12 protein-coding genes are annotated in these 12,270 nt (G+C 57.9%); 2 read left to right on the top strand and 10 right to left on the bottom strand.

Annotated features, from left to right (window positions below):
• From MYY08_RS08190 to udp, 9 genes are all read right to left on the bottom strand, one after another.
• Window positions 1–196: TatD family hydrolase (locus MYY08_RS08190; RefSeq protein ID WP_288013894.1), on the bottom strand; the 196-nt coding region annotated here is incomplete at its 3' end.
• A gap of 82 nt (window positions 197–278) precedes the next feature.
• Entirely contained in the window at window positions 279–1,037 is a 759-nt protein-coding gene (gene tatC, locus MYY08_RS08185; protein WP_038628900.1) for a Sec-independent protein translocase subunit TatC, read from the bottom strand.
• Window positions 1,027–1,737, bottom strand: coding sequence for a Sec-independent protein translocase protein TatB (tatB, locus tag MYY08_RS08180; protein WP_288013893.1), 711 nt, complete (start codon window positions 1,735–1,737; stop codon window positions 1,027–1,029). The genes tatC and tatB overlap by 11 nt, the downstream gene beginning before the upstream one ends.
• A 3-nt stretch (window positions 1,738–1,740) precedes the next feature.
• Window positions 1,741–1,992 carry a Sec-independent protein translocase subunit TatA gene (gene tatA / locus MYY08_RS08175; protein ID WP_038628902.1) on the bottom strand — a complete coding sequence of 84 codons (252 nt, stop codon included), beginning with the start codon at window positions 1,990–1,992 and terminating at the stop codon, window positions 1,741–1,743.
• A 127-nt stretch (window positions 1,993–2,119) separates the two neighbouring features.
• A complete protein-coding gene (ubiB, locus tag MYY08_RS08170; protein WP_288013892.1) occupies window positions 2,120–3,757 on the bottom strand; it encodes a ubiquinone biosynthesis regulatory protein kinase UbiB in 1,638 nt (545 codons plus the stop codon).
• Window positions 3,754–4,359 carry a ubiquinone biosynthesis protein UbiJ gene (ubiJ, locus tag MYY08_RS08165; RefSeq protein ID WP_038628906.1) on the bottom strand — a complete coding sequence of 202 codons (606 nt, stop codon included), beginning with the start codon at window positions 4,357–4,359 and terminating at the stop codon, window positions 3,754–3,756. The genes ubiB and ubiJ overlap by 4 nt, the downstream gene beginning before the upstream one ends.
• Before the next feature lie 12 nt (window positions 4,360–4,371).
• Window positions 4,372–5,127, bottom strand: coding sequence for a bifunctional demethylmenaquinone methyltransferase/2-methoxy-6-polyprenyl-1,4-benzoquinol methylase UbiE (ubiE, locus tag MYY08_RS08160; RefSeq protein ID WP_038628908.1), 756 nt, complete (start codon window positions 5,125–5,127; stop codon window positions 4,372–4,374).
• 75 nt (window positions 5,128–5,202) lie between these two features.
• A complete protein-coding gene (gene rmuC, locus MYY08_RS08155; RefSeq protein WP_288013891.1) occupies window positions 5,203–6,750 on the bottom strand; it encodes a DNA recombination protein RmuC in 1,548 nt (515 codons plus the stop codon).
• A gap of 100 nt (window positions 6,751–6,850) precedes the next feature.
• The gene (udp, locus tag MYY08_RS08150) at window positions 6,851–7,615 is read right to left on the bottom strand and encodes a uridine phosphorylase (protein WP_288013890.1); all 765 of its coding nucleotides are present in this window, start codon (window positions 7,613–7,615) and stop codon (window positions 6,851–6,853) included.
• A 278-nt stretch (window positions 7,616–7,893) separates the two neighbouring features.
• Between udp and MYY08_RS08145 the strand changes: the two genes are divergently transcribed.
• Entirely contained in the window at window positions 7,894–8,730 is an 837-nt protein-coding gene (locus MYY08_RS08145) for a dienelactone hydrolase family protein (RefSeq protein ID WP_288013889.1), read from the top strand.
• Between the two features lie 55 nt (window positions 8,731–8,785).
• On the opposite strand, the gene metE is transcribed toward MYY08_RS08145, so the two are convergent.
• The gene (metE, locus tag MYY08_RS08140) at window positions 8,786–11,056 is read right to left on the bottom strand and encodes a 5-methyltetrahydropteroyltriglutamate--homocysteine S-methyltransferase (protein WP_038628914.1); all 2,271 of its coding nucleotides are present in this window, start codon (window positions 11,054–11,056) and stop codon (window positions 8,786–8,788) included.
• Window positions 11,057–11,288: 232 nt separating this feature from the next.
• Between metE and metR the strand changes: the two genes are divergently transcribed.
• The gene (gene metR / locus MYY08_RS08135; RefSeq protein ID WP_038628915.1) at window positions 11,289–12,212 is read left to right on the top strand and encodes an HTH-type transcriptional regulator MetR; all 924 of its coding nucleotides are present in this window, start codon (window positions 11,289–11,291) and stop codon (window positions 12,210–12,212) included.
• The last annotated feature ends 58 nt before the right edge of the window (window positions 12,213–12,270 follow it).

The following is a 12,270-nucleotide window of genomic DNA, read 5'->3' as shown; positions in this document are numbered from 1 at the left end:
GATGGGGATGAACGCCAGCCGTCGACCAGCAGAAATCGGGATGGCGCTGCGCCAGGCTCTGCGCCTGCTGGCTCTCCAAAGCGTTGGTGCCGGTAATCAGCATGCCGGTGAGGCCTGCTTCGCGCGCACGCGTCACCACCTGCTCACGATCTTTCGCAAACTGCGTGCTGGTCAGGTTTACACCGATATCAAACATGGTATGTCCTGAAAATGTTAACCGCCCGTAATGGGCGATTAGCGATGAATGTTCCCCGCGCTGGCGGGCCCTGCGTTAAACGTCAGGCGCCATTATCTTGCTCTTCTTCGCGATCCTGACGTCCTTTGCCTACATAGAAGCGCGAACAGAATACGCCAACCTCAAACAGGCAGTACATCGGAATAGCGAGCAAAGTTTGCGAAAAAACATCGGGCGGCGTCAGCAGCATGCCGACGACAAACGCGCCAACCAGCATATAGGGGCGCTTCTGACGCAGCATTTCAGGGGTGGTAACGCCAGTCCAGCACAGCAGCACGATGGCGATCGGCACTTCAAACGCGACGCCGAAGGCCATGAACAGCGTCATAACGAAATCGAGATAGCTGGTGATATCGGTCGCCATCGTGACGCCCTGCGGTGCGGTTTTAGCAAAAAAGCCAAACGCCATCGGGAACACGACGAAATAGGCGAACGCCACGCCGATATAAAACAGCAGCGTGCTGGAGAACAGCAGCGGCATCACCAGACGACGCTCATGACGATACAGCGCCGGCGCGACAAAAGCCCAAATCTGGTAAAGAATGACCGGCACCGCCAGAAAGACGGAAACGATGATAGTGAGCTTAATCGGCGTCAGGAACGGCGAAGCCACGTCGGTGGCGATCATGCTGGCGCCCGCTGGCATCTGCTTAATCAGCGGCTCCGAGACCAGCTGGTAGATATCGTTAGAGAAGTAAACCAGCGCAAGAAAGATAGCCAGCACGGCGATAATGCAGTTAAGCAGCCGTTTACGCAGCTCGATCAGGTGGCTGATAAGCGGTTGGGTATCTTCAACGGCCATGTTCGTCATTCATCGTTGGTTGAGTGAAAGAGGCGGGCTTTTCCCCGGCGACAGGCGCAGTGACGGAAGCGGCGGCCTGGCCTGCGGGCGTCGCTGGCGACGCGTTTTCCGTTTTCGCAGCCGGAGCGGCAGCGGGTTCAGCCGACGCGGCGGACGTATTGACCGGCTTGCCGACAGGCTGCATTTCCGGCGCGGCGGCATTCACCGCCGCCTGCGGCTTCGGCGCGCTGTCATGCTGAGCAGCAGCTGGCGCGGCGTCAGCGTCCGACGCTACGGCTTCCGGCTTCTGCGCTGGCGCGCTGGCCTGATGGTCAGCGCTGCCAGGCGTTACGCCGGTATGCTCGTCCTGCGGCTTGATCAGCGGGTTGTGAATCGTGTGCGCTTCGTCATCGGCCTGCTCGTTTTCGCCCAGGTAGGAACGACGCATCGAGTCCGCCGTTTTACGCAGCTCTTCCATCGATTCCTTCAACTCTGGAGAAAGTGAATTCTTGCTGGCCTGCTCGACTTTCTTCAGGCTGTCCTGTAACTCCTGCAGTTTTAACTCTTGCGCCAGTTCGTTCTGGACGTTCGCCGCCAGCGAACGCATGGCGCGAATCCAGCCGACGACCGTTTTTACCGCTATCGGCAAACGCTGCGGACCCAGCACTACCAGTCCGATAACGAACACCAAAACCAGTTCGCTAAAACCTATGTCGAACACGTTTTATACCTGCTCTTTATCTTTTTTGGCCTCTTCTTTATTTGTCGTGGTCGCCTGCTTATCTACCAGCGGCCGCGTATCAAATTCAGCATCCTGCTGTTTATGCGTCTCTTTGTCGTCATCGCTCATCGCTTTTTTAAAACCTTTGATCGATGAGCCTAAATCGGAGCCAAGATTACGCAGTTTGTTGGTGCCGAAAAGAAGGACCACGATCACGGCAATGATGAGTAACTGCCAAATACTGATACCGCCCATGAGTATGCCTCTGATAAAAAGAAGTGTGAAAACGAGTGGAGAGGCAGTATACCTCAGCTTATGGGCCAGTGACGATGCGTAAGCCCGTCCCCCTGGCCGCAAAGCGCGATTTTACCTTTCCTGACAATTAGCTTGAACGGCGCCATCCGATCAGCCAGGCGCACAGGCCAGCGATAATCATGATCGTCGGCGTCGCGTCCATACCCGGACGGGTAATCAGCAGCGCCGTGCCGCTCAGCAGCAGCGTGGCGCCAATGCCGAACAGATAACGCGACTGATGCTGCCGCTCGCGCTGAACGCTCAGCTCGTTCGCCAGGCGATCGACGCTGTGCTGCAAACGCTTATGCTGGCGCATGCTGTCATAAAACAGATCCGGCAGCTCCGGCAGACGCTCGGCCCAGAACGGCGCTTTCTCTTTCACCGAACGGATAATCGCCGGAATGCCTACCTGATCCTTGATCCAGTCTTCGAGGAACGGCTTCGCGGTTTTCCACAGATCGAGCTGCGGATAGAGCTGTCGCCCCACTCCTTCGATATAGAGCAGCGTTTTTTGCAGCAGCACCAGCTGCGGCTGCACTTCCATATTGAAGCGGCGCGCGGTGTTGAACAGGTTCAGCAGCACATGGCCGAAAGAGATTTCCGCCAGCGGCTTTTCAAAAATCGGTTCGCATACGGTGCGAATGGCGAATTCAAAATCTTCTACGTTGGTGTCGGCTGGCACCCAACCGGAATCAACATGCAGCTCGGCCACTTTACGGTAGTCGCGGTTAAAGAAGGCGATAAAGTTTTCCGCCAGGTAACGTTTGTCCGCTTTGTTCAGCGAGCCGACGATGCCGCAGTCGATGCCGATATAGAGCGGATCGTGCGGATGCTCATAGCTGACGAAGATATTGCCGGGATGCATATCGGCATGAAAGAAGCTGTCGCGGAAAACCTGGGTAAAGAAGACCTGCACGCCGCGTTCCGCCAGCAGACGCATATTGACGCCATGCTGCTCCAGCGCCACCACATCGTTGACAGGAATGCCGTAGATGCGCTCCATTACCAGCATCCCTTCGCTGCAGTAGTCGGAGTAGACTTCCGGCACGTAGAGCATATTGCTGTTTTCAAAGTTACGGCGCAGCTGAATGGCGTTCGCCGCTTCGCGCAGCAGGTTCAGCTCATCGATCAGCGTTTTTTCATAATCCGCCACTACTTCTACCGGACGCAGACGACGGCTTGCCGGCATCAGGCGCGGCAGCCAGCGGGCGAGACGATAAATCAACCGCATGTCCGCCTTGATCACCGGTAAAATATCCGGGCGGATAACTTTGATCACCACCGCTTTGCCGTTCTCTTTCAGCGTCGCGGTATGCACCTGCGCGATAGAGGCGGACGCCAGCGGCGTAATATCGAAATCATCGAACCAGGATTCAACCGGGCCGCCGAGCGACTTTTCAATCTGCTCTTTTGCGCGAGCGCCGTCGAAAGGCGCGACGCGATCCTGCAAGATCGCCAGCTGATCGGCAATTTGCGACGGAAAGAGATCGCGACGGGTGGACATCATCTGCCCGAACTTGATCCATACCGGCCCCAGCTCTTCCAGCGCCATGCGCAACCGCACGCCCAGCTCCAGATCTTTATGGCGGTTAGGCAGCCAGAAAACGCCGCGCCGCCAGAGGCGGATCGGCAGAGTAATGCGCAGGCGCGGGATCAGCTCATCCAGACCGTAGCTGAGGAAAACTTTGATGATGAAATAGAGGCGGCGAATTTCTCCGGGCGTCATTTCGCCTCCAGCTTTTGCAGACGTTGTTCAAATTGACGGGCCTGGCGCTCCAGCGCCTCGACCTCATCACCATACCAGGCCATCTCCAGCGGACCGGGCGCGACGCGCCACTCTTCGGTCAGGGTTTCCGTCAGGTAGCGCTGTTTGCGCTGGACATCGCCGCGCACCAGCTGAAAGCCGCGTCGGACGACATTGCTGAGGCTCTGCGCGAGAATGTCGCCGGTCCAGGGCGCGAGGTATTCGGCCGGATCGAGCTCCGCCATATCCACCAGCGCGGAGAACTGCTGAACCACCTGCAGATCGCCCTCGACCTCCAGCTCGCCGCTGCGGATCATTCCGGTCAGCTGCTGACGGTCGCGCAGTTTCGGCAGCAGCGACAGACGCGTTTTCACCGTACAGTCGCAGCGATCCTGCCAGTCACCCAGCACATCTACCTGTTGTTCGCTGAACACCAGCGTAATCGGCTGCGCCAGCTCCTCTAGCCGCAGCTGCAACACGCGACCATTCAGACGCTGTCGGGCCGCTTTCAGGCCTCGGTCGCGATAAAGAACTCGATTCAGTGCGGTCTCCAGACCGGCGGTTAACAGCGGGGTTAACGTCATTCGCTTTCCTGCTTAAAACTTGAACCCGCGGTGCAGAGCGACAATTCCGCCCGTCAGGTTGTGGTACGAGGTGTTTTCGAAACCGGCATCCATCATCATCGATTTCAGGGTTTCCTGATCGGGATGCATACGGATCGATTCCGCCAGATAACGGTAGCTTTCGGCGTCTTTCGCCACCAGCTCGCCGATACGCGGCAGCACATGGAATGAATAAGCGTCGTACACTTTGCTCAGAGGTTCCAGTACCGGTTTAGAAAACTCCAGCACCAGAAGACGTCCGCCCGGCTTCAGCACACGGAACATGGAGGCCAGCGCCTTCTCTTTTTCCGTGACGTTGCGCAGGCCGAAAGAGATAGTGATACAGTCGAAATAGTTGTCCGGGAAAGGCAGAGCTTCGGCGTTCGCCTGCACATAGCTGACGTTGCCGATCACGCCGCTGTTGCGTAACTTTTCGCGGCCCATTTGCAACATAGAGCTGTTGATGTCTGCCAGCACCACCTGCCCGGTTTCGCCCACCAGACGCGAAAATTTCGCCGTCAGGTCGCCGGTGCCGCCAGCCAGATCCAACACGCGCTGACCACGACGCACGCCGCTGCAGTCGATGGTAAAACGTTTCCAGATACGATGGATTCCCATCGACATCAAATCGTTCATCAGGTCATATTTCGCGGCAACGGAGTGAAAGACGCCCGCTACCATGTCCGCCTTTTCGTCTTTTGCTACGGTGCGAAAGCCGAAGTGTGTCGTTTCCCTGGATTCATCTGCCATGTGCTTCACCTGCTCCACAATCAAATATCTTTGCAGTGTAACAGAGTCCCCGTAGTCAGGCACGTCAGCCTGGCGTTATTCATTGATGCGCCGAATGCTGTCATGCCAGGTTGCGGCGCCCTGCTCCGACGCGTTTTCCGCCGCGTCAGTGTCCTCGTCATCGTCATCCGGCAGCGCGCTTTCCGGCATCGCCTGCTCTACCAGCCGGGGATTGATGCCGCGCTTTATTTCCACGCCTAAATGACGAAAGCTTTCACTTTGGGCGATCAAGTTGCCGCGCCCTTCCGACAGCTTTTTCATCGCCTGCCGGTAACTCTCCTGCGCCCTGTCGAGATTCTGTCCCATGCTGGTCATATCATCGACAAACAGCCGCATCTTGTCATACAGCCGCGCGGCGCGATCGGCGATGCGCTGGGCGTTGCGGCTCTGGTGTTCATAACGCCATAGATTATTGATGGTGCGCAGCGCCACCAGCAGCGTGGTGGGGCTGACCAGCATAATATTGTGCTTCAGCGCCTCGCTGATCAGCTCCGGCTGACGATCGATCGCCAGCAGAAACGCCGGCTCGACAGGGATAAACATCAGCACATAATCCAGCGATCGTAAACCGGGCAATTGTTGATAATCTTTACGGCTCAGCAGGCGGATATGGCCGCGAATGGCGGCGATATGCTCGTCAATTGCCTGGTCGCGCGTGACCTTATCTTCCGCGTTGAAGTAGCGTTCATAGGCTACCAGCGTCATCTTCGCATCAACGACCACGTCCTTGCCCTGCGGCAGACGCACAATCACATCCGGCTGCATGCGGCTTTGCGCGTCGACCTGAATATTTACCTGGGTTTCGTACTCATGCCCCTCACGCAGGCCGGACGCCTCCAGTACGCGGGTCAGCACCACCTCGCCCCAGTTGCCCTGGGTTTTATTGTCGCCTTTCAGCGCTCGGGTAAGGTTAATGGCTTCCTGCGCCATCTGCGCATTGAGCTGTTGCAGGTTGCGGATCTCATGCGCCAGCGTATGGCGCTCGCGTGCCTCCTGGCCAAAGCTCTCCTGCACCTGACGTCGGAAGCCATCGAGCTGCTCGCGCAGCGGCGCGATCAGGCCGTTCAAACTCTGCCGGTTCTGTTCATCGACACGACGGCCGCTCTGTTCAAAGATGCGATTGGCGAGGTTTTCAAACTGGGCGCTGAGACGCTGCTCGCTGTTGGTCAGCAGGCGCTGCTTCTCTTCGGCGGCAAGGCGGGTTTCTTCAAGACGGATAGTGACTTCGCGCAGCTCCGCTTCCTGAGCGCTGTTAACCTCCAGCTGATTGCGCAGTTCACGGCTCAACTGCTCGCATTCATTGCGCCAGTAGTCGAAGTGCTGGAGTTTTTCCTGGGCGGCGGTCAGCGAGCCATGCAGCTGACGCAGCTCTTTTTCGCGCTGTTGCAGCTGCTGCTGTTCCATCTGATACTGCTGTCGCAGCTGCGCTTCCTGCTGCTGCGCCTGAGCCAGCGCCTGTTCCAGCAGCCGTCGCTCTGTCTCCTGCGCGGCCTGCTGTTGCAGCGCGCGAAAATGCGCGAACAGCCAGCCGGCCAGCCCGCCGGCCAACGCAAAACTGACGCCGACGATCAGTTGATTATCCACCGCACCTTCTCCTTCCCGCTGCAAACAGAGCAAAGGTAGAGGCGCGCTGTATGAATGTCCACACAAAAAAATGGGCCGACGCGAAGCCAGCCCTGAGCGGTTACGCCAGCAGGCGGCGCGCCGCGTCGACCACGATGGCGACCGCGTTGCTTTCGGTCTGTTTCATGGTCGCGGCGTCCGGGATCTCTTTCTGCGTGCGGTTCACGATCACGCCTGCCACCATACCGGCGCGCAGTCCCTGACTGGCGCACATAGTCAGCAGCGTGGCGGACTCCATTTCATAGTTCAGCACGCCCATCTGCTGCCACTCTTTCATCGAGCCCTGGAAACGGCTGACGACGCGGCCTGAATAAGTATCGTAACGCTCCTGCCCCGGATAAAAGGTGTCGGAAGAAGCGGTCACGCCAATATGCAGTTCGGCACCGGCGGCTTTCGCCGCGTCCACCAGCGCGGTAGTGCAGGCGAAATCGGCGACGGCGGGAAACTCCATCGGCGCGAAATGCAGGCTGGCGCCGTCGAGACGGACCGCTGCGGTAGTCACCAGCACATCGCCAACCTTAATATCAGGCTGAATGGCGCCAGTGGTGCCGACGCGCAAAAAGGTGCGAATGCCCAGCTGCGCCAGTTCTTCCACCGCGATAGAGGTAGAGGGCCCGCCGATGCCGGTGGAGCAGACGATTACCGCTTTGCCGTCCAGCTCGGCGCGCCAGCTGGTGAATTCACGGTGCGAGGCGAGAGGCTGCGCATTATCCATCAGCGCGGCAATCTTTTTTACGCGCTCAGGATCGCCCGGCACGATAGCCAGCGTGGCGCCCTGCAGGTCCGCTTTGGTAAGTCCTAAATGAAACACATCTGACTGGGCCATACTTCCTCCTGAGAAAAATCAGTTAATCGCGCTACTTTACGGGATGCCTTGCGAAAAATATGTGAAATAAATCACCAGGAAAAATGAAAGTTACATTTTCATGAAAAAACAGTGTGACAAGAATCACATTAAAACGTTATGTATCACCTGTTTGCCACAACTTGCTGTGTGTCTTTATTCAGCAGAATGTTAAAGAGATGTGAGATATGCAGACCGGAGACCCTTGCTGATTTTGGCTATAGTTACCGGATTGCGCTACCAGCAGCACGGAGAGAACAATGAAAACCGAAGACAATCTGGCTCAGAAAGAGCGTAATCGCGGGTTCGCTCCTGCGGCGGCGCCCACGGCTTCCACGACCATCATCACCGATAACGACGCCATTCAGGGCGGCGAAACCACCATTAACACCCAGGGCGAAAATATGCCCGCCTGGTTCGCGCGCCCGAAAGAAGCAAACGGCCCGCTGCCGGTTGTGCTGGTGGTACAGGAAATTTTTGGCGTTCACGAACATATCCGCGACATTTGTCGCCGCCTTGCCGCAGAAGGCTACCTGGCCGTGGCGCCGGAACTCTATTTCCGTCAGGGCGATCCCAGTGAATACAGCGATATCAAACAGCTGTTTGAGGAACTGGTCAGCAAAGTACCTGATGCACAGGTGCTGGCGGATCTCGATCACGTCGCCAACTGGGCGGCGCGACACGGCGGCGATATGCGCAATATGGCGATTACCGGTTTCTGCTGGGGTGGCCGCATCGTCTGGCTTTACGCAGCGCACAATCCTCAGCTGAAAGCGGGCGTCGCCTGGTATGGGCGTCTGGTCGGCGAAAAGACGATGAAGCAGTCGAAACACCCGGTTGATATCGCCGTCGATCTGAATGCGCCGATGTTGGGTCTGTATGGCGCGAAAGATGAAGGCATCCCGCTGGAGAGCATCGAAACCATGCGCCAGGCGCTGAACGCGGCCAACGCCACGGCGGAGATCATTGTCTATCCCGAAGCGGGGCACGCCTTTAACGCCGATTACCGTCCCAGCTATCACGAAGCGTCGGCAAAAGATGGTTGGCAACGGATGCTGGCGTGGTTCCATCAGTATGGCGTGAAGCCGAATCGCTAATAAAAAGGGGCGCACAGCGCCCCTTCTCACCACAACAAAACATCCGTAGAAAAATTTATGCGTTTTCCTCACGCAGCTTGCGCGCCGCCTGCACCATGTTGGCCAGCGCCAGGCGGGTTTCAGTCCAGCCGCGCGTTTTCAGGCCGCAGTCCGGGTTGACCCACAGACGCTCAACCGGAATACGCTTCGCCGCTTTACGCAGCAGCGCCTCGATCCACTCGACGTCAGGCACGTTCGGCGAGTGAATGTCATACACGCCTGGGCCGATTTCGTTCGGATAATCGAACTCTTCAAACGACTCCAGCAGCTCCATATCAGAGCGTGAGGTTTCGATGGTAATCACATCGGCGTCCAGCGCGGCAATAGAATCCATGATGTCATTGAACTCGCAATAACACATATGGGTATGGATCTGCGTATCGTCCTGCGCCACGGCGGCGTTAAGACGGAAAGCGTCCACCGCCCAGTTGAGATAGGCCGCCCAGTCAGATTTGCGCAGCGGCAACCCTTCGCGCAGCGCCGGTTCGTCAATCTGAATAATACCGATGCCCGCCTGCTCCAGATCCGCCACCTCATCGCGCAGCGCCAGCGCGATCTGTTTGGCGATGGTTTCACGCGACACGTCCTCACGCGGGAACGACCAGCAAAGAATCGTCACCGGGCCGGTCAGCATACCTTTTACCGGTTTGTCGGTCAGCGATTGGGCATACTTCGCCCACTCAACGGTAATCGGCTCAGGACGGCTGACGTCGCCGATAATCACCGGCGGCTTCACGCAGCGCGAACCGTAGCTCTGCACCCAGCCGTTCTGGGTAAAGACAAAGCCGTCGAGATGCTCGCCAAAATACTCCACCATGTCGTTGCGCTCAGCTTCGCCATGCACCAGCACATCCAGCCCCAGACGCTCCTGTTCGACGATCGCTTGTTTGATATGCTCCGCAATGCCGGTGCGATAGTGATTGCTGTCCAGACGACCCTGTTTGAAATCGAGGCGCAGGCCACGGATCTCCGTCGTTTGTGGGAAAGAGCCGATGGTGGTGGTTGGCCAGGCGGGCAGGTTAAAGCGTTGACGCTGCGCTTTGGCGCGTTCGGCGTAGCTGCTTTGACGCTCGCTGTCCTGCGCGCTGATGGCTGCCAGACGCTGCGCCACTGCGGCGTTATGCACGCGTGTCGAACTGCGGCGGGCGCGGATGGGCGCGCTCCAGGCTTCCAGCGAGGCGGCGTCGTTGTTATTCAGCGCCTTGCTCAGCAGCGCCAGCTCGCCACACTTCTGTAGGGCGAACGAGAACCAGCTTTTTACTTCGTCATCCAGACGGGTTTCTGTGTTGAGATCGATCGGGCTGTGCAGCAACGAGCAGGAGGAGCCGATCCAGAGCTGCTGACGCTGCGCCGCCAGCGGCTGCAAACGCGTAAACCAGCTGCTCAGGTCGGCGCGCCAGACGTTGCGGCCATTGATCACGCCCAGAGAAAGCAGCCAGGAAGACGGTAACTGCGCGTTCAGCGTCGCGGCGTCATCCTTGCCGTGAACCAAATCGACATGCAGGCCCTGCACCGGCAGTTCACGAATGGTTGCAATATTCTGACCGATGCTGTCGAAGTAGGTCGTCAGCAGCAGCTTGCTGTGGCCCTGCAACGCCTGATAAGCGGGCTTAAAGGCCTCCAGCCACGCCTGCGGCAGCTCCAGCACCAGCGCAGGCTCATCAATCTGCACCCATTCGATATCGCGCTTCGCCAGTTCCGCCAGCACCTGCTGGTAAACCGGCAAAATATCATTCAGCAGGCTCAGACGATCGAACTGTTCGCCCTTCACCTTGCCCAGCCACAGGTAGGTCACCGGGCCAAGCAGCACCGGCTTCACTTTGTGGCCCAGCGCCAGCGCTTCGTCCACTTCATCCAGCAGCTGCGTCCAGCTCAGACGGAACTGCTGCCCTTTCGTGAACTCCGGCACCATATAGTGATAGTTGGTATTGAACCATTTGGTCATTTCCGCTGCTGCCGCCGGTTCGCCGGTCGGCGCGCGACCGCGTCCGATGCGGAACAGCGTATCCAGATCGACGGCGCCATTTTTATTCTGATGACGTGCCGGCACGTTGCCCAGCAGCAGGCTGGTGGTCAGTACATGATCATACCAGGCGAAATCGCCCACCGGCACGATATCCACCCCAGCGTCTTTCTGCTGCTGCCAGTGGCGGGCGCGAAGTTCACGTCCAACCGCCAGCAGCTCTTCCTGGCTGCTGTTGCCAGCCCAATAGCTTTCCTGCGCTTTTTTCAGTTCGCGGCGCAGGCCGACGCGGGGAAAGCCGAGCGTATGATTCAGAATAGTCATGCTGTTTCTCCATCGAAATTCATTAATTTGGCGCGGACGGCGCGGTCAGTTTACGTACGGCCAGCGTTAAGCAACCGGGGCGAGCCGCAGTTCGCAGGTTGCGAACCCTGCCCAAACGTAAAATGACCCGCTGCCAAGATGTTTAGCCGTCCAGATGTTTACACCGCTATAATCTGCAGGTACTGTATATTCCTCAAGCGCAAATTGTTCATTGTCGATGTGAAGGACTCTCATGATCGAAATCAGGCACCTGCGAACGTTGCAGGCTCTCAGGCATACCGGCTCTCTGGCCGCAGCGGCGGCGCAGCTTCATCAAACTCAGTCGGCGTTATCTCATCAGTTCAGCGATCTTGAGCAGCGCCTCGGTTTCCGCCTGTTTGTGCGTAAAAGTCAGCCGCTGCGCTTTACGCCGCAGGGTGAGATCCTGTTACAGCTCGCGGAGCAGGTTCTGCCGCAGATTCAGCAGGCGTTGCAGGCCTGTCATGAGCCGCATCAGACGACGCTGCGCATCGCCATTGAGTGCCACAGCTGCATCCAGTGGCTGACGCCAGCGCTGGATACATTCCGTCAAAGCTGGCCGCAGGTAGTGATGGATTTTAAATCGGGCGTCACCTTCGATCCGCAGCCTGCGCTACAGCAGGGCGAGCTGGATGTGGTGCTGACCTCCGATATCCTGCCGCGCAGCGGTCTGCACTATTCGCCGATGTTCGATTTCGAAGTGCGTCTGGTGCTGGCGCCGGATCATCCGCTGGCGCGCGTCGGCGTGATTACGCCGGAGGATCTCGCTCAGGAAGTATTAATGATCTATCCGGTGCAGCGTCAGCGTCTCGATATCTGGCGGCATTTTTTACAGCCCGCCAGCGTCAGCCCGACGCTGAAAAGCGTCGATAACACGCTGCTGCTGGTACAGATGGTCGCGGCGCATATGGGCATCGCCGCGCTGCCGCACTGGGTGGTGGAAAACTTCGAGCGTCAGGGCCTGATTGTGACAAAAACTCTGGGCGACGGGTTGTGGAGCCGCCTTTATGCGGCGGTCAGGGATGGTGAACAGCGGCAGCCGGTTATCGACGCCTTTATTCGCTCCGCGCGCCAGCATGCCTGCCAGCATCTCCCTTTTGTGCGCGACGCTTCACGTCATTCATCGCCGGTCGGTTAATATTTCCCGGTCGGTCCGCCCGGCCGGGAAAATAAGTATATTTTCAAAAATGTAATAT

This window comes from Mixta sp., from assembly GCF_024610815.1.
GTDB lineage: Bacteria > Pseudomonadota > Gammaproteobacteria > Enterobacterales > Enterobacteriaceae > Mixta > Mixta calida.
Note: the sequence above shows the minus strand (reverse complement) of the source record. Positions and strands in the feature narration are given on the sequence as shown.

What these genes read in the sequence shown, in the direction of transcription:
- tatA (WP_038628902.1), bottom strand. Translation starts at nt 1,992, where the DNA reads ATGGGCGGTATCAGTATTTGGCAGTTACTCATCATTGCCGTGATCGTG.
- MYY08_RS08145 (WP_288013889.1), top strand. Translation starts at nt 7,894, where the DNA reads ATGAAAACCGAAGACAATCTGGCTCAGAAAGAGCGTAATCGCGGGTTC.
- tatC (WP_038628900.1), bottom strand. Translation starts at nt 1,037, where the DNA reads ATGGCCGTTGAAGATACCCAACCGCTTATCAGCCACCTGATCGAGCTG.
- ubiB (WP_288013892.1), bottom strand. Translation starts at nt 3,757, where the DNA reads ATGACGCCCGGAGAAATTCGCCGCCTCTATTTCATCATCAAAGTTTTC.
- udp (WP_288013890.1), bottom strand. Translation starts at nt 7,615, where the DNA reads ATGGCCCAGTCAGATGTGTTTCATTTAGGACTTACCAAAGCGGACCTG.
- ubiJ (WP_038628906.1), bottom strand. Translation starts at nt 4,359, where the DNA reads ATGACGTTAACCCCGCTGTTAACCGCCGGTCTGGAGACCGCACTGAAT.
- ubiE (WP_038628908.1), bottom strand. Translation starts at nt 5,127, where the DNA reads ATGGCAGATGAATCCAGGGAAACGACACACTTCGGCTTTCGCACCGTA.
- metR (WP_038628915.1), top strand. Translation starts at nt 11,289, where the DNA reads ATGATCGAAATCAGGCACCTGCGAACGTTGCAGGCTCTCAGGCATACC.
- metE (WP_038628914.1), bottom strand. Translation starts at nt 11,056, where the DNA reads ATGACTATTCTGAATCATACGCTCGGCTTTCCCCGCGTCGGCCTGCGC.